This is a genomic window from Ottowia pentelensis (assembly GCF_964341695.1).
The window spans coordinates 2,266,040-2,292,522 of the sequence record NZ_OZ224513.1 but is presented as its reverse complement, the minus strand read 5'-3'; the positions used below and the strand labels follow the sequence as shown (position 1 = coordinate 2,292,522).

Below are 26,483 nucleotides of genomic sequence, written 5' to 3'. Positions count from 1 at the left end.
TGCCGACCAATCCGGCAAACCGGTTTCGATCGGCCCTTCGATCTTTTCGGGCTCAGGGCAGTTCCACTTCAAGCCGCGTCGGGATCGCCCGGCGAATCGCATCGCCGACGGGGGAGTGGCGTTCGGCCCACTCGACGATGTCACGCAGTTGCTGCGCGGTTGCGCCATGTCCCGCGATGGTGACCCGGATGCGCATCGCCTGCGGCCCCGGCGGCACGCCATCGCCCAGCCCGAAAATGCCGCGGTCGTCGGAACTGCTGTCGACCACCACCTCGAGTCGGGCAAGCGTCACGCCAAGCTGCGCCGCCCGCATGGCGATGACGGTCGCATCGCAGTTGGCCAGCGCCGCCCGCAGAAACCAGCCCGGCGTGGGTGCGCTGGCGCCGCCACCCACGCTCTTGGGCATGTCGGACAGCAGCGTCGCTCCATTGGGCCCCTCGGCCTTGCACGCCAGGCCGTCCTGGAGCGTGGCGATGGCCGCCTTGTCCGACACCAGGCCCTTGTCCGGGTTGTCCGCGAAGTATTGGGTGATGCGGACGATCGACTCCTGAATCCGTTCATGGCTCATCCTGCCTCCTTGACCGTGTCTGAAAGCCCCGCCAGCCGAGGCACCGGCAGTTTGAAGAGTTTTTGGGCGCCGGGCAAGCGGCGGGGCCGACGGCATTTTCATGAACGCCGGCAATGGATCTCGATGGGTTCAACGCCTTCGCAGGAGCCTCAATTCCTGCGCAGCGCATAGATTTGCGCCTCGACCCGCTGGCCATCGGGCAACTCGGCCAGCACCGCGACGCGCTCGTAGCCGTCGCCCTCGAAGGCATCGAGCCGCGGCCAGTGCAGGTGCAGCTCGGGCGAGGTGAAGACAAAACCTTGCACCGGCTCGCCGGCCTCATCCAGCACGATACCCGGATAGCCGGCGGCGGCGCCCCAGCCTTCGGGCAGCAGGGTGCCGCGCACGGTGGCGGCCTGCCAGGTGCCGTGCAGCGGGGCCAGCACGTGCTCGTTCGGCCGGCCGGGGGCCAGGGTGCCGTAGACAAAGAGTCGATCGCTCATGCTCGCTCCTTCGGTGGGCGTGGATCAGAATGTGTGAATGAATCGCGAGTGCCCGAAAGGATCGTCAAAACGCGTCCGATCGAGGCGCAAAGCACAGCCGTAGCCCGAGCTACGGCGAGCATTTGCAACGCCGGGCGGGCGGGTTTTGGCGGTCAAGGCGGGCATGAGGGGTTCGTTCACACCTTCTTAGGTCCGGCTGACCTGGCGCAGCGTGACGAATTCTTCCGCGCTGGTGGGGTGGATGCCGATGGTGGCGTCGAACTGGGCCTTGGTGGCGCCGCACTTCAGCGCCACGGCAAAGCCCTGCACGATCTCGCCGGCGTCGGCGCCGACCATGTGCAGGCCGAGCACGCGGTCGGTCTTGGCGTCGACGATCAGCTTGACCAGGGTGCGTTCGCTGCCGCCGCTCACGGTGTGCTTGAGCGGCTTGAAATCGCTGCGAAACACCTGGACGGCGCCGAACTGGGCGCGCGCCTGCTGCTCGCTCAGGCCCACGGTGCCGATGGGCGGGTGGGTGAAGACGGCGGTGGGGATGTTGGCGTAGTCCATGCGGCGCGCGGCCTGGCCGGGCGGCGGGCCGAACAGCTCGTCAGCCAGCACCATGCCTTCGGCCAGCGCGACCGGGGTCAGTTCGAGCCGGCCCACCACGTCGCCGATGGCGTAGATGCCGGGCACGCTGGTGGCGAAGCGCTCGTCCACCTCGATGGCGCCGCTGGGCGACAGCCGCACGCCCAGCGCGTCCAGCCCCAGGCCGGCGGTGTTGGCGTGACGGCCGGTGGCGTACAGCACCACGTCGGCCTCGATGGCGCTGCCGTCCTTCAGGTGCACGCGCCGTGCGGCGCCCGCCGCCTCGATACGCGCCACGTCGGCGTGGGTGCGGATTTCGACGCCGTGCTTGCGCATCTCCTCGGCGGTGAAGTCGCGCACCTCGTCGTCGAAGCCGCGCAGGATTTGCTCGCCGCGGTACAGCAGCGTGACCTGCGCGCCCAGGCCGTGGAAGATGCTGGCCATCTCGCACGCGATGTAGCCGCCGCCCACCACCGCCAGGCGCCGGGGAAACACCGGCAGGTCGAACATGTCGTCCGAGGTGACGGCCAGCTCGCGCCCCGGCACGTCGGGCACGAAGGGCGTGCCGCCGGTGGCGATCAGGATGTGGCGCGCGTGGTGGCGCATGGTGGCGCCGCCTTCCAGCGCGACCTCGACGGTGTGCGCATCGAGCAGCCGCGCATGGCCTTGCAGGCGCAGCACGTTCGCGCCCGACATCAGGCCGTCGTAGATGCCGTTCAGGCGGGTGATCTCCGTGGCGCGGTTGGTCTTGAGCGTGGCCCAGTCCAGCGTGGGCGTGCCCGGCAGGCGCCAGCCGAAGCCCGCGCTTTCCGTAAAAGCCTCGGCGTAGTGCGCGCCGTAGCTGTAGAGCTTCTTGGGGATGCAGCCGACGTTGACGCAGGTGCCGCCCATGCGCCCGCTTTCGGCCATGGCCACGCGCGCCCCGCGCTGCGCCGCAAAGCGCGCCGCGCGCACGCCGCCCGAGCCGCCGCCGATGACGAAGAGGTCGTGGTCGAATTCAGTCATGGTGAGGGAGATTTTGCGTAGGGGATGAAAGCAGCTTTCAGTGTAGACAGCCCGCGCCGCACGAAGATGGCGCAGGGGCTTTCGGCCGGGCGCGGGTGGCTTGCGACGGAGTTTGGCTTGGCTCGGACAAGCCCGAATTTCCCCTATAATGCCGAGCTTCGGATTTCCCGCATCGGACGAAATTCGGGGCTCTTAGCTCAGTTGGTAGAGCAGCGGACTCTTAATCCGTTTGTCGTAGGTTCGACCCCTACAGGGCCCACCAAGACACATAAGGAAAACGCGCTACATAAACTGTAGTGCGCTTTTTTCTTTTCGGGCCCGTGTAGCCATGGTGTAGCCACCGGTACGGGGTTTTTGACATGGCCGCAGGTCGAGCCGATCGCCCATGCCATCGCTCTGCCGCCGAACGCCTCGCTCACCTTGATCGTGAGTCGATCGCGTTGCTGCACGGGTTCCGGTTCATGCCTGCTCCTCGTCGTTGATCTGCTCGACGATGCGCTCGATGTGCCCCACGATGTCCGCGCTGATCGCCTCGGCGCGCGCCAGGTCATCCTCGGCGCTGCGGATGCCGTCGATCAGCTTGTCCACCGTCACGCCCTTGCCCCACTGCGCCAGCGGCTTGAAGCGCAGGTACATGAGCGTGGTTCTGGGGTCATCGTCCAGCGTGAGGTCGGCCGCCAAGTGCTCCAGCCCGGCCGACAGCACCAACGGCTGCCACTCGAAGCGCAAGCCTGGATCATCAACTTTGCGGATCGGCCCCTGGCTGCTGGCCAGCCGATGCAGCAAGTCGGTCAGGCCCGCAAACGGCAAGGTCAGATACACGAAGTACAGCTCACGCGTGTGCGTCCAGACGGCCGGCTTGCCGGGCACCTCGCTGCGGCGCGGGTAGCCAAACGGCAGCAGGCCAGTGTCCCGTACCGACTGGCAGAAGGCGTCTTCGGGCCGGGTGCTGTCGGTCCAGCCTGTCGCCTCGCCTTCGTGCCAGCTCACCCCCTGGTAGGTGAGCCGGGCTTCGGCGGCCACCGGGTAGGGCAGCCGCCAGCGCTCGAGACACTGCCGCAGCCGGTCACGGAAGCCGCGCAGATCACCCACCGCGAGCGGGAATGCAATCGTCCTCAGTGGCCCGTCCGGAATGCCGCACATCGACAGCGCCCCTTGTTGCGGCTCGATCACCTGCAGCTGATAGGTCCCTTCCAGCAGTGACTTCGCGGCGCTGTCCCAATTCTCCGGGAACCAGCCGTACATGGCCTGGCCGATCACCACCGGCAGCGGGATGCGCGTCTTGTAGGTGGTGATGGAGCCGGTGATGCCGCGCCAGCGGTCTTCGGCCACCCACTGCTGCCGACCGGCGTCGTGCGCCAGCTCGAACCAGGTGTCCGGCTCGCTGCCCTGCCAGCGCGCCGACCAGCCCTTGTCCGTGCGCTTGAAGCTGGCCTCGTCCAGCGAGCCCAGGATCAGGTAGGGCGGCAAGTCGCCGGCCGATCGAACCGCAGCCGGATCCAGCGCGCGCCAGTTGAATGGGCGTCGCTGCGGCACGTAACGCAGCAGGTGGATGGACGCGGGCGTTTTGGCCTGTTGCTCAACGATGGGGTGATTCATGACCGGACCTCCTTGAACAGGGCCAGGTCAATGCGATTGACGAACATGTCAACACTCCTCTTTAGCCGCTTTGACGACAGGTCGGGGGCGGCAAGCTGGATCAAATCCCCCCGGTCGTTGCGCCCTTGCGGGCAGGCCGACCACGCCTGAAGGGTTCAGCGCAGCAGGATCAACTGCGGCACACCATCGGCGCCGCTCCAGATGAGGGCGTTCTGCTCGAAGCGCGCACCGAGTGCCTTGGCCGCCTCGAGATCGAGACCAAACACCAGGGAACCGTCCTCGCCCGGCCAGTCGTTGGACGGATGCTGGCCGATGCCGGGCGCGAACGTCAGGCCGCGCCGCGTGAGCTCGGCGGCCAACTCGGCCTGCCGGTTCGCATTGGCAGCGTCGCCCGAGCGCTGGCTGAACGGATTGCAGGCGGTCAGGAAGGCACTGCCATCGACCTGGTGCAACTTGTGGGCCGCCAGCAAGTCGGCGCAGACCTTGCCCACCCGCAGGGTGAAGGGCTGCCCGCCCAGCACGCGGTACTCGGTTTCCCGATAGGCTTGAATCGTGCCTGGATCGATGATTGATGCGGCAGCCGAGGATTGCGGGTGCCCAGTCATTTCTTCGGCCTCGCTGCGGAGGTGACCTCGTTGACGTACAACTGCCGGATCGTCAAATAGCACTCGAATCCGTCGTCCTGCGAGATGGTGAGCTCGCCGTCCCCGAACGACCAGGTCGTGCGCGTGCGAGTGCCCTCGTACCAGGACCACGCCGTCGCGCAGTAGGGCTCGCCGTCCTGGATCTGTTGCCAGCGCCGCCGGCTGACCTTGATGGTGGATTCGGCATCGTCATTGCCCCACACCGCGGTGAGGTGCACATAGGTTCTTGACTTGCTGCTTTTGTGCATGATGGGCTCCGGTTGGTTGATCTTCATGGACGCCACGGCCTGCTGGGCGACCGCGGCGATCGGCGGCGGCACCAGCGCATTGGCAAAGCCGGTCATCTGGTGCAATTGCAGGCGACCATCGGCCCACTGCAGGCCCACCGTGGCCAGGCGCTTGCCCGTGTCCTTGCGCCGCACCGACAGCAGCACATAGCTGCCACGCGCGCAGCGCTCGACATAGCTGTCGGCGCAGTGGCGCATGGCGCAGGCCTCATCCAGGATGTCGGCGGCACTGCCCAGCCATACCAGCTCCAACTCGTCGTGCTGGAGCGCCGTCAGCTCGAACGGCGCGCGCCAAGGCTTTAGCTGCCTGGCCCTGGCCAGCTCCTGCTGGTGCCACTGCTCGGCCTTGCGCCACAGCCCGGTCAGCGTCACCTGTCGCAGGGCGCGACTGGTCACGTACCGTGGGTGCGCCGCCGCCCAGTTCAGCAGCAGGTAGCACCGATCATGCAACTGCTGCAATGCCTGCTCGTCGCCGGACAGGACCCTATCGGCAGCCCATTGCCCCAGGCGCGCCGCCATCGGCGCGTCGATGGGATCTTCCGGATTCTTCAGGTAGCTCTTGCGAGGCAGATTCGGGTTGCCATCGAGATTCATCAGTGCCTGCAGCAGCCAGAGCGGCACCAACTGGCGGGTGCCGAATTTCTGCGCCTTCAGCACCAACTCGAGCGCGGCACGCCCACTGCGCTGGCTTTCCTTGGTGTAGTAGTTGCGCAGCGGCCTGATCCAGCCCGTGCCCTCGCGGTGCAGCAGCCGCCACATGGCGGGGCTGACGCCGTGGCTCAGCAGCAGTGCCCGGAGATTGGCCACGGGCTCGCCCTCGGTCGGCAGGTGGCGCCACAGCTGGGCCAGCAGCGGTAGCCATTGCGGCGATTCGGACCGCAGGCGCGGCCCCTGCTGGCGGCGCCAGAGCGTCAGGTTGTAGTCGGCCAGCCGGATCGGGCTGCCGTCCTGGTGCGGCAGCCAGCGGCGGGCGCGGCGCACGATCCGGGTGTCGAGGTCCAGGGCCTGGGCGAGCAGGGCCCGCACGCGCTGTTGCGTGCTCTGGGTGTTGGCGCCGATTCAAAATTGACCAGACGTGCCGATTGAATTTTGACCAGGGGCTTGCACCGGGTTTTTGATGCCCGGCTGTGGATAACTATACGGTCAAAGCTGTTTCTTGAATCTCCTTTTCGCTCGGACGTGGATTGCCGCCAGCAAGCCGTGAAGGGCGTAGCCCGTAGCGGCTTGCTGGCGGCGGCGGCTTTCAGAATGGCTCTGGCTCAGATGCCTCTGCTGCTTGCACCCTGGCTTTTGCCTGCTCGCGTGCCTTGCCCTTTGCCTTGACCTGGCTGGAGCTGTGGCGGAACCGGTAGGACTCGTTGCCCGTCTCCACGATGTGGCAGTGGTGCGTCAGCCGGTCCAGCAGCGCGGTGGTCATCTTCGCGTCGCCGAACACGCTGGACCACTCGGCAAACGCCAGGTTGGTCGTGATCATCACGCTGGTGTGCTCGTACAGCCGGCTGAGCAGGTGGAACAGCAGCGCCCCACCGGCCTGGCTGAATGGCAAATAGCCCAGCTCATCGAGGATGAGCAAGTCCACGTGCAGCAGGCTGGCCGCGATACGCCCCGCGCGCCCTTGCGCTTTCTCCTGCTCCAGCGCGTTGACCAGATCGACCGTTGAGAAGAAGCGCACCCGCTTGCCGTGCTGGGTGATGGCGGCAATGCCCAGCGCGCTGGCCAGGTGCGTCTTGCCCGTTCCGGGCCCACCGATCAGCACCACGTTGTGGGCGTCATCGGTGAACGCCAGGCTGGCCAGCTGACTGACCAACGGTCGCTCCACCGCCGAGGCGTCGAAGTCAAAGCCGGCCAGATCCCGGTGCATGGGGAAGCGCGCCGCTTTCATCTGGTACGACACCGAGCGCATCGCCCGGTCCACCCCCTCGGCCTGCAACAGGTGCTCCAGCAGCCAGCGCGCGCTCTGCAGCGCCGCTGTCTCCCCTTGCCCCAGCAGGTCACCCCAGGCACTGGCCATGCCGTACAGCCGCAGGCCCTTGAGTTCGAGCAGCACATCAGTGGACATAGCCGCCCTCCCGCGTCTGGGCGCCACGCAGCCGGTCGTAGCGGTGGGTGTCGGCGCGAGGTGCCTCGCGCAGCGCCAAGGCCGTGTCCGCCGGCGGCGGGCGCTGTGGATCGCTCAGGCGCGCCAGCACGTTGCGCACATGCTCCACGCTGATGTGACCGCTGGGTGTGGCGTGCTCAAGGACCAGTTCCACCGCCACCAGCAGCGCGTCCAGCCCCGCCGTGGGCACCAGCGCCAGCACCTCCGAGAGCACCCGGTCGCCGCCCTCGTGACGCATGAGGGCGTGGCGCAGTTGCGCCAGCGGCCGGGGCAGGTCGGCAAACGGGGCGCCGTTCCTCAGCGCCCCGGGCTTGCGCTGCACCAGCTCGATGTAGTGCTGCCAGTCGAACACCGTCTGCCCCCGGTTCAATACCCGCTCGTGGCTGGCCACCAGTGCGTCAGCGGCCACCACATCCACCCGGGTGGGGTACAGCCGCGTGCTCACCATGTGGCCGGCCCACTCGCAGGGCACCGAGTAGCGGTTGCGCGCCACCGTCACCAGGCAGGTCCTGCTCACCCGCGCGGGGCGCTCCACGTAGCCGTCAAACGGCGCTGGCATGCCCATGAGATGCTCGCGTTCGGCTTGCAACACATCGGCGATGCTCAGTTCCCGATGTTCGGGGTGGGGCGTGTCCGCCCACACCGCCTTGCAACGCTCGGCCAGCCACGCGTTGAGTTCGGCAAAGCTCGTGAACTTGCGCTCGCGCGCCTCCAGCCATACCCGCCGCCGGCTGTCCTGCACGTTCTTCTCCACCACGCCCTTCTCCCAGCCCGAGGCCACGTTGCAGAAGTCCGCATCGAACAGGTAGTGGCTGCACATCGCAGCAAACCGGGCATTGACCACCCGGCCCTTGCCCTTCTTGACCTTGTCCACCGCCGTCTTCATGTTGTCGTAGATGCCCCGGCGGGCAACGCCGCCCAGCGCTGCAAACGAGCGGGTGTGAGCATCGAACAGCATCTCGTGCCCCTGGCTGGGGTACGCCACCAGCCAGAACGCGCGCGACGCGCACAGCTTCAGGTGCGCCACCTGCGCCTGGTGGTACACCCCGCCCACCACGATGCCTTCTTCGCTCCAGTCAAACTGGAACGCCTCGCCCAACTCGAAGCTCAATGGCACAAACGCCTTCGTGGTGTCCTTGCCCGAGTCCTGCCGCCACGCCCGGATGAAGTCCGTCACCGCGCTGTAGCCGCCCCGGTAGCCCTGGGCCTGGATCTGCACAAACAGCGCGCGTGCCGTGCGCCGCTGATCCCGCGCCCGGTGCGCATCCGTCTTGAGCGCCGCCACCAGCGTCGCTTCGAACGCTGACAGCTTGCCCTCTTTGGCTGGGCGTTCATACCGCGGCTCAACCGCCGCCGGCGCCTTCAGCCACTTCTTGACGGTGTTCCTCGACAAACCCGTCTTCCTCGCGATCTCGCTCACCGAGACCCCGTCGCGCATCTTCATGCGCCTGACCTTGCCAATCATGTCCATGGTGATCACCTCTTTTGCTCCTGCCGAAAAATTCAGCAGTCGCGTGATACACCCTGGTCAATTTTGGATCGGCATCCCCGCCTTCAGATGGTCAGTTTTCGGTCGGCGTCAACACCTTCGCCGACATTCCCGGCGTCGGAGTAAGACTGATAGTGACGTTTGGGGCGTCCTGCTGAAGGATTGTGCCAAGGCGAGACGTGACAAGCGCGGACACGTAGTCTGCGGTGGCTATCCTGAAGTTTGTCGTCGACGAACGAGGCTCGAAACTCTCGTTCTCAAAAAGGTGCTCCGCCAACTTCATGATGCGTTCGATCTCAGGAAGCAGTTGGCTGGCTTTCTTCGTCAACACCATTTGCCGGCCGCTCGGCGCCAGGAGTTGGTCGTCAAACAATACCCGAAGCTGCTTGAGCGAGCCACTGATCGTCGATTGCGTGAGGTGCAAGCGTTCTGCAGCCTGAGACACACTAGCGCAGCGAAGTAGCTCCGCCAGAATTGGGAGTAAGTTCAGATTGATTCGTCTCAAGATTCGCGCGATTTCCATATAAACAATCACCTGTCGGAGATCGATAGATTGTGCGCCCAATGCGAGGTCGAACTCGACGCACCGCCAAAGGTCGGGGTCCAATCAGTTCGAGGAGATCAATCAAGCAAGATCCGAGGCCACTGCTTGAAGTTGACCCTTTTTCACGTGTCGCATCCCGGACGATCATAAGGTCGCTTGTGAAACAGATGCGGGCTCTCCTGATACCACTGCTTCATGGTCTGCATAGGCGTCTTGCTGCCCAGCGCTGACTGCGGCAGTTGGTGGTTGTACAGGGCCACATAACGCAGCAAGGTCTGCTCCATGTCCTCGCGGCTGTTGAACCTGTGCGTCTTGAGCACGTCGGCAATGCGACCGTTGAACCTCTCCACCATGCCATTGGTCCTGGGCGTTCTGGGCTTGGTCAGGCGGTGTTCGATCCCCAACTCGTCGCACAACTGATCGAACTCGTGGTTGCCGCTGGGCTGGCGCTCGCGGCTGGCAAACAGGCGATCGGTGAACTCCTTGCCGTTGTCGGTCAGCAGCTTGTGGATCTTGATCGGGCAGGCCTTGTGCAGTGCCTTCAGGAAGGACTGTGCACTGGCGGCGGTCTTGTTGGCCTTGAGGGCCACGTACACCCAGCGCGTGGCCCGGTCGATGGCCACGAACAGGTAGCGCCGACTGCTCTCGTCCTGCATCTGGGGCAGGTATTTCACGTCCATGTGCACATAGCCCGGCTCGTAGCTCTTGAAGGCCTTGTGGGCCACGGTAGGCTCCTGGGGCTTGAGGGCATTGAGGTTGCCCGCGCCATGGCGGCGCAGGCACCGATCCAGGCCTGAGCGCGAGACATGGGGGCAAATGAACTCCCGCGTGACAGCCAGCAGGTCATCCAGGGGCAGCAGCAAGGTGCGCCGCAGGTGCACCACCACGCTCTCTTGCGCCGGCGTGAGCACCGTCTGCAGGCGATGGGCCGTGTGCGAGCGATCCCCAAAGACCTGGCGCTTCTTCCACTTGTAGACCGTTTGCTCGGTGATGCCAAAGCGCTGGGCCAGGACAGCGGCGGTCTCGTGGCTGGCCGCGATCTCGGCGCGCACGGCCGGTGTCGTGCGGGCGTTCTTGTGCAGGGCTATCAGCATGGCGTGGCACTCCCGGTGGCTTGCAAGGACTCTATCAACTCCCGCAATACGGCTCGGGCCATGAACAGCGGGTAGCGGTTTTCATCTATGCAATCGTCCGGGATGCGACATTCACGGACACCTTACCGTTTGGATCAAAGGAGTCCGCAATGCCCAGAACCCGCCCGCCATATCCGGCGGCATTTCGACAACAAATCCTGGAGCTCGCCCATGCCGGGCGCACGCCGGCCGAGCTCTCGCGGGAGTTCAACGTCACCGCGCAGACCATCTCCAACTGGGTGGCGCAAGACGCACGCGATCGCGGCGCAGCACTGCCCGGCAGGGAAGGTTTGAGCACGGCCGAACGTGAAGAGTTGGTGCGCCTGCGCCGCAGGCTGCGCCAGGTAGAGCAGGAGCGCGATATCTTGGTAAAGGCTACGGCCTGGTTTGCCGCCAGACACGACAAGACGTTCAGCGGGTCTACGAACTCATGAGTGCAAGCCAGGCCGACTCCAAGCGCCGCTTCCCGGTACGCACCATGTGCCGGGTGCTGGGCGTCTCCAGCAGCGGCTACCACGATTGGCTCGCACGCCGCCCCAGCGCCCGGCAGACGGCCAACGCACGTCTTGCCGAGCAAATCCGGCAGGTGCATCAGGCATCGGATGGCACCTACGGCATGCCACGCGTGCGCGCACAGCTCAAGGCCGACGGCCAGAGCGTCAGCCGCAAGCGCATCGCCCGGCTGATGCGACAAGCGGGGCTGCGCGGTGTGAGCCGGCGCAGGGGCTTTGTCGTGACCACCGAGCGCGACAAGCGCCAACGGCCCGCCCCCGATCTGGTCAACCGGCACTTTCGGGCCGACGCGCCCAACCAGCTGTGGGTGGCCGACATGACCTACGTGCCCACGTGGACAGGCTTTGTCTACCTGGCCATGGTGCTCGATGCATTCAGCCGCAAGGTGGTGGGCTGGGCGATGGGAGAGCAGATGACGGCCGATCTGGTGATCTCGGCGCTGAACATGGCGCTGCACACCAGGCGCCCAGATTCGGTCATCCATCACTCCGACCAGGGCAGCCAGTACACCAGCATCGCCTTTGGCAACTGTTGCCAGGAAATGGGCGTGCGCCCCTCCATGGGCACGGTGGGCGATGCGTATGACAACGCCATGGCCGAGAGCTTCTTTGCCACGCTCGAGTGCGAGCTGATTGAGCGGCGCAGCTTCAAGACCAAGACCGAAGCCAGGACGACGCTGTTTACCTGGATCGAGGGCTGGTACAACCCGCGCCGACTGCACTCGTCGCTGGGCTATCTCTCACCCACCAAATACGAGGAGGAGTTTGCCGCGAACAACGATCGCGCCCCCAGCACCGGGTTACCCACCGGCGGCGTCTGCGTGGCATGCGCCACGCCGCCCGTGGATAACCCTGCACCAGAGACGGCTTGAGAATCAAGCCAATACCTGTCCGTGGGATGGGGTCAAGTCCAATGATTCCATTCGCTCCCGGCTTGTTTTCCACAATCACGCTCTGGCCCCAGCGCTTGGACAACGCGTCCCCAAGCGCGCGGGCAACCAGGTCACCTGTGGAACCCGGGGATTGCTGTACCAACAGGGTGACGGGCTTGGATGGGTAGACATCCTTCGCGTGAACCTGTGCAACGGGCAGGAAAATCGCGGCGGCCAGCAGGAAAAGCCTCCTGTGCCAGTACAAAATCTTCATTGATTTGTCTCCTGAATGGGTGCGGGCGCTCCGGGGAACGCGAACATCCCGAAGACTAGCCCCCGCTCTCCGGCTGAACAATTTCGAACTTGTGAAGGGGCGCTTTCATGTCTCCGAAGTCTTGGGCTCAAAACCGGTTTCATCTGCATCAATTCCCCTTTGGTAGCCGGCCGCGTCTCGAGCTTGAGCACGAAGACCGCTCATCCGCAGTTCCTTGCGACGGTACAGATCTCCGGGTCGCACTTGTACAACTTGCGCCGCAGCGCGGGCTACTGCGCCCAGGGCGTGGTGGCGACCAAGAACCGACGGTCCAGATGGGTGGAAATCGGCGTGCGCCGGGCTCCGCTCCCCACGGGCCGCGGCGGCTTTATCCGCATCGGCAGCGCCCACCCCCAGCGCGATCACGACGGCATCAAGGTCCTGCATCACATCAACGCAGTGGACTGCGTCACCCAACGGCAGGTGGTAGCCGCGGTGCAGACGATCTCCGAGGTGCACGTGCTGGCCGATGCCAACCGGGGTCTACGCTAAGGCATCACGTTCGAACATCTGCGCGATCTGGCCACGACACTCGCCGATGTGCCGGCTGCTGATGAGCTCAACGAATCGCGCCAAGCACTGTTGCGACGGATGCCCGCCCGCCCAGGCTGAATCCCCCTGCGGGGCTGCGTCCTGTGGAGGCAGAAAACCCCCTAGACCCGGGCCCCCATACACTGGACTTGTCTACAACGGATCGAACCTCCACGCGTCCCCGAGGTCGGGCCGCTCCAGGCTCATACCACGTTTGGAAAAGACTGATGTCAGGGACAACGCAGACGCCAAAGAGATTCATCGATGGCCACGTCATCACGCAACTCCACGCGCTCTCTCACCAAGTCCCGCTTCAAGCTGGCCACCGAATGCCCGCGCAAGCTTTTCTACACCGGCAAGCGCGAGTACCTCGATCGGTCGCTGGACGACAGCTTTTTGGCCGCGCTGGCCGATGGCGGCTACCAGGTGGGCGAGCTGGCCCGTCTGGCCTATGCCGACGGTGTGCGCATCGATGAGCTCGATCACGCGGCAGCGCTGGAGCGCACCGCAGCACTGCTGCAGCAGGACGAGGTCACCGTCTTTGAAGCGGCGCTGTCGGTCGGCAATTTGTTCATCCGCGTCGACATCCTGCGCAAATGCGGACAGGCGGTCGAACTCATCGAGGTCAAGGCCAAGTCCTATCGCGCCGAGAAGGATAGAGACTTCCGCGGTGCGAAGGGGCAGATTCAATCAGGATTCCATCCCTACCTGCTGGATGTCGCGTTCCAGCGCCATGTGGCACAAGCCGCGCTGCCCGACTGCCAGGTCAAAGCCTTTTTGCTGCTGGTCGACAAGAACAAGCGCGCCACCGTGGATGGGCTCAACCAGCGTTTCAAGATCGTGCGCTCGGATGGCCGCCTGTGGGTGCAGTTGGCTCCCGGCACCCGCGCGAGTAGCGTCGGTGAGCCGCCGCTGACCAAGATCGCCGTCGACAGCCAGATCGACCAGATCCTGGCCGAGCCGCTCGCGGTGGGCCCGGGGCGGTCGCTGCCGTTCGCGCAGGCGGTCGATGCGCTGGCGCGCGCCTATGTCGAGGACAAGGCGATCGACCCGATGCCCTCGTCGGCGTGCGGCGCTTGCCAGTTCAGGGCCCCACGATGGCCTTTGACGGGAGAACCGCGCAGCGGCTTTCACGAGTGCTGGTCGCAGGCCTTTGGCTGGCATGAGTCCGACTTCGAACAAGGCACCGTGCTCGATCTGTGGAATTTCAGGGGCAAGAACGAACTCATCGACCGGGGCACGCTCAAGCTCGACCAGGTCACGCGGGCGGACCTCAAGTTCGATGGCCGGGCGCCTGGGGCGGCAGGTTTGACGGCCAAGCACCGACAGTGGTACGCCTGCCGCGCCGACTGGCCCGGCGGCGGCGGTTTCCATTTCGGTGCCGAAGGCTACCGGGCCGCGCGATCGCCATGGCGCTACCCGCTGCACTTCATCGACTTCGAGACCAGCCAGGTGGCCCTGCCGTTTCACCAGGGTCGCAGGCCTTACGAGACCATCGCGTTCCAGTTCTCGCACCACGTCATGCATCAGGATGGGCGGGTCGAGCACCGCAGCCAGTGGCTCGGCGCCGATCCCGGGGTTGATCCCAACATCGACTTCGTGCGCGCGCTGCGAGAGGCGCTCAGGCATGACCAAGGCACCGTCTTCCGGTGGGCCGCACATGAGAATACGGTGCTCAAGCACATCCGGGAGCAGCTGCTCGATGCGTCTGATGCGCCGGTCGATCGCGATGAGCTGGTGGCCTTCATCGAAAGCATCACCACGGGCAGCGACCGCGGCGCGGGCCTGCGCGACATGGTGGATCTGTGCGATATCGCGGGCAAGTTCTTCTTTCACCCCATGACCCGGGGCAGCAGCTCATTGAAGCAGGTGCTGCCGGCCTTGATGAGCTGCTCTCGGCGGTTGCGTGATCTGTATGGCCACGCCTCCTACGGCGGCCCGGGCAGCAGCCTGAACTTCAGCGAACCGATCGCATGGTGGCGTGAGCATGACGGCGTGGTGATGGACCCGTATCAACTGCTGCCGCCGGTCTTCGATGACCTCACGGCTGAAGAGCTCGAGCTGATCGGCGGTGAACTGGCAGGCGAGCTGCGCGAAGGCGGCGCGGCGATGGTGGCCTATGCGCGCCTGCAGTTCGAGGACCTGCCTGAGTCCAGGCGCCAGGCCATCAAGAGCGCGCTGCTCCGGTACTGCGAGCTCGATACGCTGGCCATGGTGATGGCGGTGCAGGCGTGGGATGCGATGGCCGATCTGTCGCAGGCCAACCGCCACGACCCGCGGGCAGCGGCGGCCGAGTGATCGGGCGCTACGGGCATCAAGATACAGTTTGCATTGTTTTCCGTATTTTCAGCAACGCCGTCATGCTCAATTTTGCGCCGGGGTCTCGCGCCGTCATCCGCGATGAAGAATGGCTTATCCGCCGTGCCGACCCCGCTGCCGACGGCGGCTGGCTGCTCACCTGCGACGGCATCTCCGATCTCGTGCGTGGCCGCGATGCCCTGTTCCTGACCGAGCTGGAAGATCAGATCGACATCCTCGATCCGGCCCAGACCCAGTTGGTGCCCGACACCAGCCCCACCTACAACGCCACGCTGCTGTATCTGGAAGCCATGCGACGCCGCAGCGTCGCCAATGACGACAAGATCCATCTCGGCCACCGCGCGGTGATGAACCTGGTGCCCTACCAGTTGGACCCCGCCTTGCAGGCGCTCAAGCAACCGCGCTCCCGCATCCTGATTGCCGATGCCGTCGGCCTGGGCAAAACGCTGGAGGCGGGCATTCTGGCCACCGAGCTGATACAGCGCGGGCGCGGCAAGCGCATCCTGGTGGTCACGCAAAAAGCCATGCTCACCCAGTTCCAGAAGGAATGGTGGAGCCGCTTTTCCATTCCGCTGGTGCGGCTCGATTCGGTCGGACTGGCCCGGGTGCGCAACCGCATTCCCGCCAACCACAACCCGTTCAACTACTTCGACCGCAGCATCATCTCCATCGACACGCTCAAGAGCAACCTGGAGTACCGCAACTACCTCGAAAACGCCTGGTGGGACATCATCGTCATCGACGAATGCCACAACGTGGCCGCCAGGGCAGGGGAGTCGGGCCTCTCGCGCCGCGCACGGCTGGCCCGGCTGCTGTCCAACCGGTCCGACACGCTCATGCTGCTCTCGGCCACGCCGCACGACGGCTCGGCGCGCAGCTTTGCCTCGCTGATGAGCCTGCTCGACCCCACCGCCATTGCCGACCCCGACCACTACACGCCGGACGACTTCCGCAGCAAGGGCCTGGTCATCCGCCGCTTCAAGAAAGACATCAAGGACCAGGTGCAGGCCGACTTCCAGGAGCGCCAGACCATCGGCCTGCGCCAGAGCGCCAGCGCGCAAGAAGAAGCCGCCTACCGCGCTTTGCTCGACGTGCCCTTCACCCAGGGCGGCCAGCACAAAGCCGGTCGCCAGCAAGAGCTGCAGCGCATCGGCCTGCAAAAAGGCCTGTTCTCCAGCCCGGCCGCAGCGCTGGAATCCACGGTCAAGCGCATGGAGCTGCTTTCCAGCAAGGCCAGCCCCACGCCAGAGGAAGACACCGAGGTGCGCGGCCTGCAAGAGCTGGCCCACAGCCTGCGTGCGTTGACCACCGACGCCACCGCCACCAGCTTCAGCAAATACCAGCGCCTGCTGGCCCACCTGCGTTCACCCGACTTCGCCTGGAAAACCAACGACGCCGCAGACCGCCTGGTCATCTTCTCCGAGCGCATCGAAACCCTGCGCTGGCTGCAAGAGCAGCTGGCCGCCGACCTGAAGATGAAGCCCAACCAGCTGGCTGTGCTGCATGGCCAGATGGCCGATACCGAGCAGCAAGAGCTGGTGGACCGCTTCGGCCGCCTGGACGACCCCATTCGCGTGCTGCTGTGCTCCGACGTGGCCAGCGAAGGCCTGAACCTGCACTACTTCTGCCACCGCCTGGTGCACTTCGATTTGCCCTGGTCGCTGATGGTGTTCCAGCAGCGCAATGGCCGGGTGGACCGCTACGGCCAAAAGCACCAGCCGCAAATCATTTACCTGTTCACCGAGGCCACCACCGACAAAATCAAGGGCGACCTGCGCATTCTCGAAATCCTGGCCGCCAAAGACGAGCAGGCCGCGCTCAACCTGGGCGACCCGTCCGCCTTCCTCAACGTCTTCGACCCCGACAAAGAGGTGGAGAAAGTCACCGACTTCATGGCACAGGGCATGAGCCCCGAGCAGGTCGAAACCCGGCTGGATAAAGCCGCCACCCAGGAGGACGACAACGAGGGCGACTACCTGCTCAGCCTGTTCGGTGGCGACGAGGCCCCAGCGCCGGTTAACAGCACCGGCCAGATTGACGAGCCCACCTCCCTGTTCGACAGCGACTACCACTACACCAAAACCGCGCTCACCCAGCTCAACCAGGGCCACCCGTCCAACCGCCTGTGCCAGTGGACGGCCCACGACGCCGAGCAAATCATTGCCCTCACCGCGCCGCGCGACCTGCAAGACCGCCTCAAGCAATTGCCGCGCGAAGTGCAGGCCGACAACGACCTGTACTCCCTGTGTGCCGACCCCGCCCGCATGGCCACCGCCATCGAAACCGCCCGCCAGGCCCGCGCTGAAGAGGACACCTGGCCCCAGCTGCACTACCTGTGGCCCCAGCACCCCATCATGGACTGGCTGGGCGACCGCGTGCTCACCCACTTCGGCCGCCACCGCGCCCCCTTGCTGCAAAGCGGCAAGCTGCAGCCGCAAGAGCAGGCCTTCATCCTCCTGAGCATGGTGTCCAACCGCAAGGGCCAGCCCCTGCTGGTCGAATGGCAGGTGGCCCATCGCATTGGCAACGGCCCCTTTGCGCTCGAAGACTTTGACTCCTTCGCCGCCCGCGCCGGCCTGCGCGCGGGCGGCCTGCCCAACCGGGGCCACACCGAAGGGCTGGACTCCACCTGCGCCGCCATGCAGCAGGCTCTGCCCCTGGCGGTGGACCAAATGCACGCCCACATGCTCGCCAGACAAGCCGCCTTTGCCAGCCAGTTGCAACAGCGCCTGCAAGGCACCTTGACCGAGCTGCAGCGCCTGCAAGGCCGCCAGGTGCAGCAACTCACGCTCGACCTGGAAAAGCAGCTGGAAACCGTCAAGCGCGGCCGCTTCGAGCAGCGCAGCCAGCAAATCAACCGCGTCTTCGACGACTACCGCCAGTGGGTGCAAGACACCCTCACCACCGAACCCCAGCCCTGGATACAGGTGCTCGCCGCCGTCTGCCACCCCGCTGCCAGCGCTGCAGCCACCTCGCAAGCGTGACCCAAGCCTGACCATGCCCATCCTCGAAGCCGTACAAACCTTCGCTGGCATCACCAACGAAAACGAGTTCTTCAGCCACCACTACCTGGCCGAAGTCTTCAAGGGCGACATCAAGGCCCGCCTCGACGCCTGGGACGCCGAAGAAGCCCAACACCCCGGCGATGACGCCCACCGCGCCCCACCCAAGCGCCTGCAAGCCTGGGCCCAGCGCTGGTTTGCCCTGCGCGGCCAGGTGCAGCGCGGCAAAGACGAACACGAGCGCTGGCAGGCCTATGCGCAACTGCAATCCGGCCTGCTGCAAGCCCTGGGCTATCCGGGCATCACCAAAGAACAAGCCAAAACAGCCTCCAGCGCTGATGCAGCAAGCGCAAGCAGCTATCGAACAGATAGTGAATCAGCGCCTGCCGCCCAACTCTACAGCTTCACCCCCGGCCTGCCGCTGCCCGTGTGGCAACTACACGGCCCGCAAGCTCAGGGCCCGCGCCTGGCCATCATCCCCGCCTACCAGCCCAGCCGCGAAGACGACGACCTGCTCGACCACCAGCTCACCGCCTTCCACTACGGCACTGAGCCTTTACCACCCCAGGTCAAGGGCCAAACCTGGGCCGACCTGCTGGGTGACGCCATCTTCGGCGCCGACCAGCCCCCGCGCTACGTGCTGCTGCTGGGCCTGGATGAATGGCTGCTGCTCGACCGCTACAAATGGCCCAACAACCGCGCCCTGCGCTTTGCCTGGGCCGACATCCTCGACCGCAAAGACGCCGACACCCTCAAGGCCTGCGCCGCGCTGCTGCACAAAGACAGCCTGGCCCCCGGCGAGGGCGGCAGCCTGCTGGAGAGCCTGGACGAAAACGCCCACAAACACGCCTTTGGTGTCAGCGAGGACTTGAAATACGCCCTGCGCGAAGCCATTGAACTGCTGGGCAACGAGGCCGCCCGCCAGCTCGACGAACAAGCCAGCGGCAGCAAAAAAAGCGTCTATTCGGGCCAATACAAGCTCGACGCCGGCGAGCTCAGCCTCGAATGCCTGCGCATGGTCTATCGCCTGCTGTTCATGTTCTACATCGAGGCCCGGCCCGAGCTGGGCTACGTGCCCATCAACAAAAGCGAGGTGTACCTCAAGGGCTACAGCCTGGAAAGCCTGCGCGACCTGGAGCTGCAACCCCTGCCCACGCAACAGGCGCGGGGCGGCCGGTACTTCGACCTCACCCTGCGCCGCCTGTTCAAGCTCGTGGCGCGCGGCTGCGGCATGGGCGGCGAGCAGGCCAGCCTGCGCGACACCACACAGCCCGCGCTGCAAGGCGCCAAAGACACCTTCGCCCTGGCCCCGCTCGACAGCCGCCTGTTCGACGACGCCACCATGCCCCTGCTGGGCAAGGTGCAGTTCCCCAACGACATCTGGCAGCGCGTCATCAAGCTGCTCTCGCTCAGCAAAGGGCAGGGCCGGGGCCGCCGCAGCGGCCGCGTCAGCTACCAGCTGCTGTCCATCAACCAACTGGGCGCCGTGTACGAGGCCCTGCTCAGCTACCGCGGCTTCTTTGCCGACGAAGACCTGTACGAAGTCAAACCCGCGCCCAAAAAAGCCAGCGCTGCCACCAGCGATGACGGCGACGGAGACGACGACACCAGCGACACCGACAGCGCCAGCGACACGGAAGGCACCGGCCGCGCCCCCCGCGCAGCAGACGCGGGCGCCGACCTGCTCGAAAACGCCTGGTTCGTCCCCCGCAGCCGCATCGACGACTACAAAGACGATGAAAAAGTCTATGACGTGGAGGACGGCCGCCGCCGCCTGCGCATGCACCCCAAGGGCAGCTTCATCTACCGCCTGGCCGGCCGCGACCGGCAAAAAAGCGCCAGCTACTACACCCCCCAGGTGCTCACCCAGTGCCTCGTCAAGTACGCCCTCAAGGAACTGCTGGACGAGAACAACGGCCGCGTCCAAAAGGCCGACGACATCCTCACCCTGACGGTGTGCGAGCCCGCCATGGGCAGCGCCGCCTTCTTGAACGAAGCCGTCAACCAGCTGGCAGAAAGCTACCTGGAGCGCAAACAGGCCGAGCTGAAACGCCGCATCCCGCACGACCAGTACCCGCAAGAGCTGCAAAAAGTGCGCATGTACCTGGCCGACCGCAACGTCTTCGGGGTGGACTTGAACCCCGTCGCCGTCGAGCTGGCCGAAGTCTCCCTCTGGCTCAACGCCATCTATGGCGAGCAGGACGAAGCCACCGGCCAGCCCCTGCCTGCCCGCGTGCCCTGGTTTGGCTACCAGCTCTTTGCCGGCAACAGCCTCATCGGCGCGCGCCACCAGGTGTTCAACGCCGCCGCTTTGACAAAAGGCGCCAAACCCGCCTGGCACGAAGAACCCCCACGCCGCGCCACCGCCGAGCAGCCGCGCCGCCCCGACGAAATCTGGCACTTTCTGCTGCCCGACCCCGGCATGGCCGCCTATGCCGACAAAGACGCCAAAAAGCTCTACGGCGCCGAATTCGCGCAGCTCAAAACCTGGCGCAAAGCCTTCTGCGCCCCCCTGGCCGCGCACGAAGTGGCCCGCCTGCAGCAGCTCAGCCAGCGCGTGGATGAACTGTGGGCCGAGCACGCCGCCGCCCTGGCCCGCGACCGCGAGCGCACCGAAGACCCGCTCACCGTCTGGCCCCACGGTTTACAAGCCAAATCGGCCTCCAGCGCAGATGAAGCAAGCGCGAGAAGCTATCAAAATAGTAGTCATGACGACGCGCCAGAGGCCAGCCGCCCCACCCGTATCACCCGCGTCAGCCGCGCGCAAAAAGAAGCCATCCGCCAGCAAGGCCTGCTCAATGAAGACGGCGACCTGGCCACGCCCTTTCGCCGCCTCAAACTCGTCATGGACTACTGGTGCGCCCTGTGGTTCTGGCCCATCACCCGTTGTGCCGACCTGCCCAGCCGCGAACAGTGGTGGATGGAAGTGGGCGCCATTCTGGAAGGCAACGTCATCGACGTCACGCCCCAGGCCAGCCTGGTTTTCAGTCAGCCCGCCATCGGCAGTGGCAAGCTGGTGTTCGGCGCGCGCGCGGCACCGGTGTTCCAGAAAGTGCAGCCCAGCTTCGAGGGCTTTGATGCCCAGCCCGAGCTGCAAGACGCAGGCAGCGCATCACGCGAAAGCGCCGCCGCCCTGCACGACAGGCTGGGCCAGCTGCGCATCAGCAAGCTGCGCCAGCACTTTGCCCGCGTGGCCGTGGTCGAGGCCATTGCCGAACAGCGCCGCTTCATGCACTGGGAGCTGTGCTTTGCCGACGTGCTGCTGGGCGCCGGGCGCAGCGGCGGCGGCGCGGCAAGCGCCGGGTTCGATGTGATTCTCGGCAACCCGCCCTGGCTGAAGGTGGAGTGGAACGAGGCCGGCATCCTCGGCGAGCGCAACCCCCAGTTCGCCATCCGCAAAATCAGCGCCAGTGATTTGGCCAAGCTGCGCGCCGAAGCCTTTGCCCAGTTCCCCGGCCTGCAAGCCGACTGGACGGCCGAGCTGCAAGAGGCCGAGGGCACGCAAAACTTCCTCAACGCCGTGCAGAACTACCCTGTTCTGAAGGGCGTGCAAACCAACCTCTACAAATGCTTTATGCCGCTGGCCTGGGGTTTGGGCGGCGTGCAGGGCGTGGCCGGGCTGCTGCACCCCGAAGGGCCGTATGACGACCCCAAGGGCGGCCACCTGCGCGAAGTGATGTATGCGCGGCTGCGGCGGCATTTCCAGTTTCAAAACCAGGAAATGCTGTTTCCGATTGGCGACCGCGTGAAATACAGCATCAACGTGTACGGCGGCGCGCAAGCCAGCCCGGGTTTTGACAATCTGGCCAATCTGTTTGTGCCCGCCACCGTCGATGCCTGCTACCAGCACGACGGCACCGGCTTGCCCGATGGCATCAAAAACGACAGCGGCCACTGGAACACCGCTGGCCACCGCGACCGCATCGTGCGCGTGGACGAGGCCGCGCTGGCCACCTTTGCCCAGCTCTACGACGAACCCGGCACCCCGGCCCGCCGCGCCCGCCTGCCCGCACTGCACGCCGGGGCCTTGGGCAGCGTGCTGGCCAAGCTGGCCGCCTACCCGCGCCGGTTGGCGGATGTGGGCGAGGGCTACGTCTCCACCGAGATGTGGCACGAAACCATGCAGCAGAAGGACGGCACCATCGCCCGCCGCCCCAGCACCGACCCCGGCTTTGCCGCCACGCCGCACGACTGGGTGCTGTCGGGCCCGCACTTCTTTGTCGCCAACCCGCATATGAAAACCCCGCGTGCGGTCTGTACCGAGAAGGGGCATTACGACAGCATCGACTTGCAAACCCTGCCCGACGACTACCTGCCGCGCACCAACTACCGCCCCATGCCCGACCGCGCCGAATACCTGCGCCGCACGCCGCGCGTCAGTTGGCTGGAGCCGGGCGAAACGCAGGGCAGGCCGGTGACGGAGTTTTTTAGGCACGTCGCCAGAAAAATGGTTGGGGCGTCTTCGGAAAAAACCCTTTCCGGAGCTCTTATGCCTCCTGAAGCGGCGCATATCGACGGAGCTTTTTCCATCGCATTCCAAAATTCCGAGCAGCTGGTAGCTACATCTGCTTGGTGGGCTGCGTTGCCACTCGACTTTCTCTTGAAGTCAACAGGAAAGTCAAATTTTCGCGGCGATACAGCTGACCAGATGCCTGTGCCAAAAGCGCAGGCGTTAGAGGCACAAGAGGTGGTTTCCAGATACCTCGCCCTCAACTGCCTCACCACCCACTACGCCCCGCTGTGGGAGCAGGTCTATGACCTGGACTTTGCCGACCAGTGCTGGAGCCAGCCCGGCAACCCGCGCTTGCCGCACGACTTCTGGCCCGCCCTCACCAGCACCTGGACGCGCGATTGCGCCCTGCGCAGCGACTACGCCCGCCGCATGGCCCTGGTCGAAATCGACGTGCTGGTGGCCCAAGCCCTGGGCCTGACGCTGGATGAGTTGCTGCTGATTTACCGCGTGCAGTTCCCCGTCATGCAAGGCTATGAGCGCGACACCTGGTACGACGCCACCGGCCGCATCGTCTTCACCAACAGCAAGGGCTTGGTAGGCGTCGGCCTGCCGCGCAAGGGTGGCCCCAAAACCCCGCGCACCCGCATGACCACGCCGGATGGCAAGGTGGACATCCGCCCCTTGGGCTGGGACGACCTGTGGACCTACGCCAACGCCGAAGCCGGCGACAGCCCCGAAGTGCTGCACGCCGGCGGCACGCCCAAAGTGCCCGACGGCACGGTGATTACCCAATGGGTGCTGGACGACACCCTCCCCGGCGGCCCCCGCGAAGTGCAACGAACCTACACCGCCCCCTTCGCCCGCGCCAGCCGCGAAGACGATTACCGAGTGGCGTGGGCGTTTTTTGAAGGCGAGCATGAAACCCGGTGACAAGGTCCGCAAGAAGGCCAACCCCGGGCGGGTGGGTGTTCTGGGCAGCGAGGAGAGCGGGCCACCCAACCGGCGGCGCGTGCTGGTGACTTTTCTTGACAGCGGTGAAGAGGAGTTCGTGCTGCGCGACTCGCTGGAGGCCGTGGAGCAACGTGCCCTGGGGCCGTATGAACTGATGTTGAGCGGCCGGTACGGGCGGGTGGCCGATTTGCGTGGGGCCATTACCTACCATCGGCTCAGCGGCAGGTTGGCCAACCTGATCTACAGCCTGAACACGACTTCGACGCGCTTTTTGCCCTACCAGTTCAAGCCGGTGCTGCAATTTCTGGATTCGCCAAGCAGCGGCATTTTGATTGCTGATGAGGTGGGTCTGGGCAAGACCATCGAGGCAGGCCTGATCTGGACCGAATTGCGCGCGCGCCAGGATGCCCGGCGCCTGCTGGTGGTGTGTCCGGCCATGCTGCGCGACAAGTGGAAGGCAGAGTTGTCCAACCGTTTCGGCGTGCAGGCAGAGAAGGTAGAGCGCGCCGGCGAATTGCTGGAACGCCTGCAGCAGGCACAGGCCCGCCCGCAGGACGACTTTGCCTTGATCGCCAGCATGCAGGGGCTGAGGCCGCCATCGGGCTGGAACGATGCCGAAGAGCCCAGCCAGTCGGGGGCGGCGAGGCTGGCCCGGTTTCTGGACGAGTCGGAGCTGGAGGAACCTTTGTTCGACCTGGTGGTGATTGACGAGGCGCACTACCTGAAGAACCAGAACACCCAGACCCACCGGCTGGCGGCGCTGCTCAGACCCGTGGCGCTGAGCATGGTGATGCTGTCGGCTACGCCCATCCAGTTGCGCAGCATCGATTTGTACAACCTGCTTCACCTGCTGGATGAAGACGCTTTTCCGTACGAGGGCATCTTCGACTGGTTGCTGCGCGCCAACGCGCCGGTGGTGCGCCTGCGCGACCGGGTCTTGGCCGGGCTGGTGGACGTGCAGGAGTTTCAGGACACGCTGCGCGAGATTCATGCCTCCGAGCTGTTCCGTGGCAACCAGCAAATCCGCCATTTTCTGGATCACCCGCCCGACGGTGAACGCTTGCAGGGCGCCAGAGGCCGGGCAGAACTGGCCGATCAGCTGGACCGGTTGAACCCGCTCAGCAAGGTCGTGACGCGCACGCTCAAACGCGATGTGGACGCGAATCGCGTGGTGCGTGATCCGCATGTCATCAAGGCCCGCATGAGTGAGGCTGAACGTGCGTTCTACGATTCTGTGACGGCCAAGGTGCGCGAGTTTTGTGCGCGGCTGGATGTTGCCGAGGGGTTCATGCTGACGATTCCGCAGCGCCAGATGGCCAGCTCGATGGCGGCCGCCTGCCAAGGCTGGCACGAGCGGCTGGGGGACTTTGGTGAGCCGGACGACGACGAGTTGCTGGCGGAGCTCGATGCCGATGATTTGGGGTCGCAGTCTGGATCGGACCGCCGCAACAGTGGCGGCCCCTTGTTGCGCGAGTTGGTGTCGATTGCCCGCACGGTGGGCGATGCCAAGGCACTGCGTCAGCAAGACAGCAAGTACCAGGAGCTGGTGCGCAGCCTGCGCGTGTACTGGAAAGACCACCCGGGACGCAAGGTGGTGCTCTTTTCTTTCTACAAGAAGACTTTGCACTACCTGGCGGACAGGCTGGCCGAGGACGGCATGAGCGCCGTCGTGCTGTACGGGGGCATGGACAAGGCTGCTGCGCTGGCGGCGTTTGAGGCCAGCGATGGCCCGAACATTCTGCTGTCGTCGGAAGTGGCATCGGAGGGCGTCGACCTGCAGTTCTCTAGCGTGCTGATCAATTACGACCTGCCCTGGAATCCGGCCAAGATCGAACAGCGGATCGGCCGCATCGACCGCATCGGCCAGGAGCAGCCGCGAATCCTGATCTGGAATTTTGTGTACGAGGACAGCGTGGACGACCGCGTCTGCGAGGCGCTGCTCAATCGCCTGGAAATTTTCAAGCGCGCGCTTGGGTCGATGGAGGCGCTGCTGGGGGAAGAGATTCGGACGCTCACCTACCGACTGCTTTCGCACCAGCTGACGCCAGAGCAGGAGCGCGATCGCATCGACCAGACATGCCTTGCCATTGAACAGGCCAGCCGACAGCAGGCTCAGCTGGAAGCCGAGGCGACGAACCTGATCGCCCATGGTGAATTCATCCAGAACAAGGTGAAAGCGGCCAATGAACTGGGACGCTACATCCTGGGCGACGATCTGTTGGCGTTCGTGGGCGATTTCCTGAGGTCGCACTATCCGGGAACCCGGGTGATCGCCGATGCCAAGCGGCCGGAATTTTTTCGCATCGAACTGTCAACGGACGCACGCGTCGAGTTCAGCGACTTTGTGCAACAGCACAGGCTGCAGGGGCGGACGGCGCTTCTGGCTTCGACCCCGCCGCTGACGCGCTTTGAGAACCGGCAGGGTCAATCCGAGCGCGGTGTTGAACGGATCACCCAGGAGCATCCCTTGGTGCGCTTCGTGTCGGACCGTCACGGCCGTGCTGGTGGAGCGGCCGTCTATCACCCGGTGGTGGCTGCTCAGCTGGAGATCCAGCTCGAAGGTGTGCTCCCCGGAATCTATGTGTTCGCCGTGGCGCGCTGGTCGGTGTCGGGTTCGAGGGAGGTTGAGCGACTGGAATACGTCGTGAAGCGACTGTCTGATGGAGAAGAGCTGGACGCCAACTTGTCGGAGGCCCTGGTCAATGCGATGGCGCTCAGGGGCGTCGATTGGTTTGGCGCCGGGGCGGATGTGGACGCCGAGACGGTCGCTTCCATGCAGGACGAGTGTCGCGCCATGCTGGAGGAAGGATTCCTCCGGTTCCGTGGCGCATACCAGCGGGAAGACGCTGACCGCATCGCGATGATGATCAAGTCGTTGCAGCAGCACCTGGATCGCAAACGCCGGAAGATCGCCGAACGGATTGCCGCCGCTCAACAATCTGGAGACAGCCGCCGCCAGAAGCTGATCCCTGCGCTCAGGGGCCAGATGGTAAAAGAGGAGGCGCGCATCGAGCAGCGCATTGCGGAGCTTCGACTGAAGGCGACGACAAAGTCGCAGGACAAGCTCGTTTCGTCGGGAATTCTGAAGGTGCGATGACCAGGAGGCGTGATAGA

The 26,483-nt window shown here is 65.2% G+C and carries 16 protein-coding genes and 1 tRNA gene; 7 read left to right on the top strand and 10 right to left on the bottom strand.

Annotated elements, in window-relative coordinates:
• Positions 1-52: 52 nt before the first annotated feature.
• From ACWHMB_RS11130 to gorA, 3 genes are all read right to left on the bottom strand, one after another.
• Entirely contained in the window at positions 53-568 is a 516-nt protein-coding gene (locus ACWHMB_RS11130; protein ID WP_377478485.1) for an OsmC family protein, read from the bottom strand.
• Between the two features lie 149 nt (positions 569-717).
• Positions 718-1,050, bottom strand: a complete 333-nt coding sequence (locus ACWHMB_RS11125) for a gamma-glutamylcyclotransferase family protein (RefSeq protein WP_377478483.1) — start codon at positions 1,048-1,050, stop codon at positions 718-720.
• Between the two features lie 186 nt (positions 1,051-1,236).
• Positions 1,237-2,622, bottom strand: a complete 1,386-nt coding sequence (gene gorA / locus ACWHMB_RS11120) for a glutathione-disulfide reductase (RefSeq protein WP_377478481.1) — start codon at positions 2,620-2,622, stop codon at positions 1,237-1,239.
• A gap of 186 nt (positions 2,623-2,808) precedes the next feature.
• On the opposite strand from gorA, the gene ACWHMB_RS11115 reads away from it, so the two are divergent.
• Positions 2,809-2,884, top strand: a tRNA-Lys gene (locus ACWHMB_RS11115).
• A 197-nt stretch (positions 2,885-3,081) separates the two neighbouring features.
• Here ACWHMB_RS11115 and ACWHMB_RS11110 read toward each other — a convergent pair.
• From ACWHMB_RS11110 to ACWHMB_RS11080, 7 genes are all read right to left on the bottom strand, one after another.
• Entirely contained in the window at positions 3,082-4,221 is a 1,140-nt protein-coding gene (locus tag ACWHMB_RS11110; protein WP_377478479.1) for a hypothetical protein, read from the bottom strand.
• 155 nt (positions 4,222-4,376) lie between these two features.
• Positions 4,377-4,826 carry a DUF3293 domain-containing protein gene (locus ACWHMB_RS11105; RefSeq protein ID WP_293221882.1) on the bottom strand — a complete coding sequence of 150 codons (450 nt, stop codon included), beginning with the start codon at positions 4,824-4,826 and terminating at the stop codon, positions 4,377-4,379.
• Complete coding sequence (locus tag ACWHMB_RS11100; protein ID WP_377478477.1) at positions 4,823-6,178, bottom strand: PcfJ domain-containing protein; 1,356 nt, start codon at positions 6,176-6,178, stop codon at positions 4,823-4,825. Before ACWHMB_RS11100 ends, ACWHMB_RS11105 begins: the two co-directional genes overlap by 4 nt.
• A 217-nt stretch (positions 6,179-6,395) precedes the next feature.
• On the bottom strand, positions 6,396-7,211 hold the full coding sequence (istB, locus tag ACWHMB_RS11095; protein ID WP_244386885.1) for an IS21-like element helper ATPase IstB: 816 nt from the start codon (positions 7,209-7,211) through the stop codon (positions 6,396-6,398).
• Positions 7,201-8,721 (bottom strand): IS21 family transposase, encoded by a 1,521-nt coding sequence (gene istA, locus ACWHMB_RS11090; protein WP_244451717.1) that lies wholly within the window; start codon positions 8,719-8,721, stop codon positions 7,201-7,203. The genes istB and istA overlap by 11 nt, the downstream gene beginning before the upstream one ends.
• Before the next feature lie 91 nt (positions 8,722-8,812).
• Positions 8,813-9,346, bottom strand: a complete 534-nt coding sequence (locus ACWHMB_RS11085) for a LysR family transcriptional regulator (protein WP_377478475.1) — start codon at positions 9,344-9,346, stop codon at positions 8,813-8,815.
• Positions 9,347-9,405: 59 nt separating this feature from the next.
• Entirely contained in the window at positions 9,406-10,377 is a 972-nt protein-coding gene (locus ACWHMB_RS11080; protein ID WP_377542642.1) for an IS481 family transposase, read from the bottom strand.
• Between the two features lie 149 nt (positions 10,378-10,526).
• Between ACWHMB_RS11080 and ACWHMB_RS11075 the strand changes: the two genes are divergently transcribed.
• From ACWHMB_RS11075 to ACWHMB_RS11050, 6 genes are all read left to right on the top strand, one after another.
• Positions 10,527-11,800, top strand: a protein-coding gene (locus tag ACWHMB_RS11075; protein ID WP_377484623.1) for an IS3 family transposase whose coding sequence is annotated in 2 segments (ribosomal slippage) — positions 10,527-10,785 and positions 10,785-11,800 — 1,275 coding nt in all. Because the reading frame shifts where the segments join, the coding sequence is not laid out codon by codon here.
• 457 nt (positions 11,801-12,257) lie between these two features.
• The gene (locus ACWHMB_RS11070) at positions 12,258-12,605 is read left to right on the top strand and encodes a hypothetical protein (RefSeq protein ID WP_377484580.1); all 348 of its coding nucleotides are present in this window, start codon (positions 12,258-12,260) and stop codon (positions 12,603-12,605) included.
• Between the two features lie 303 nt (positions 12,606-12,908).
• A complete protein-coding gene (locus tag ACWHMB_RS11065; protein WP_377484581.1) occupies positions 12,909-14,942 on the top strand; it encodes a DUF2779 domain-containing protein in 2,034 nt (677 codons plus the stop codon).
• Between the two features lie 62 nt (positions 14,943-15,004).
• Positions 15,005-17,947: a DEAD/DEAH box helicase gene (locus ACWHMB_RS11060; RefSeq protein WP_377484583.1), complete on the top strand. Its 2,943-nt coding sequence runs from the start codon at positions 15,005-15,007 to the stop codon at positions 17,945-17,947.
• A gap of 13 nt (positions 17,948-17,960) precedes the next feature.
• A complete protein-coding gene (locus ACWHMB_RS11055; protein ID WP_447648536.1) occupies positions 17,961-23,348 on the top strand; it encodes a class I SAM-dependent DNA methyltransferase in 5,388 nt (1,795 codons plus the stop codon).
• Entirely contained in the window at positions 23,335-26,466 is a 3,132-nt protein-coding gene (locus ACWHMB_RS11050; protein WP_447648535.1) for an SNF2-related protein, read from the top strand. Before ACWHMB_RS11055 ends, ACWHMB_RS11050 begins: the two co-directional genes overlap by 14 nt.
• Positions 26,467-26,483: the final 17 nt, after the last annotated feature.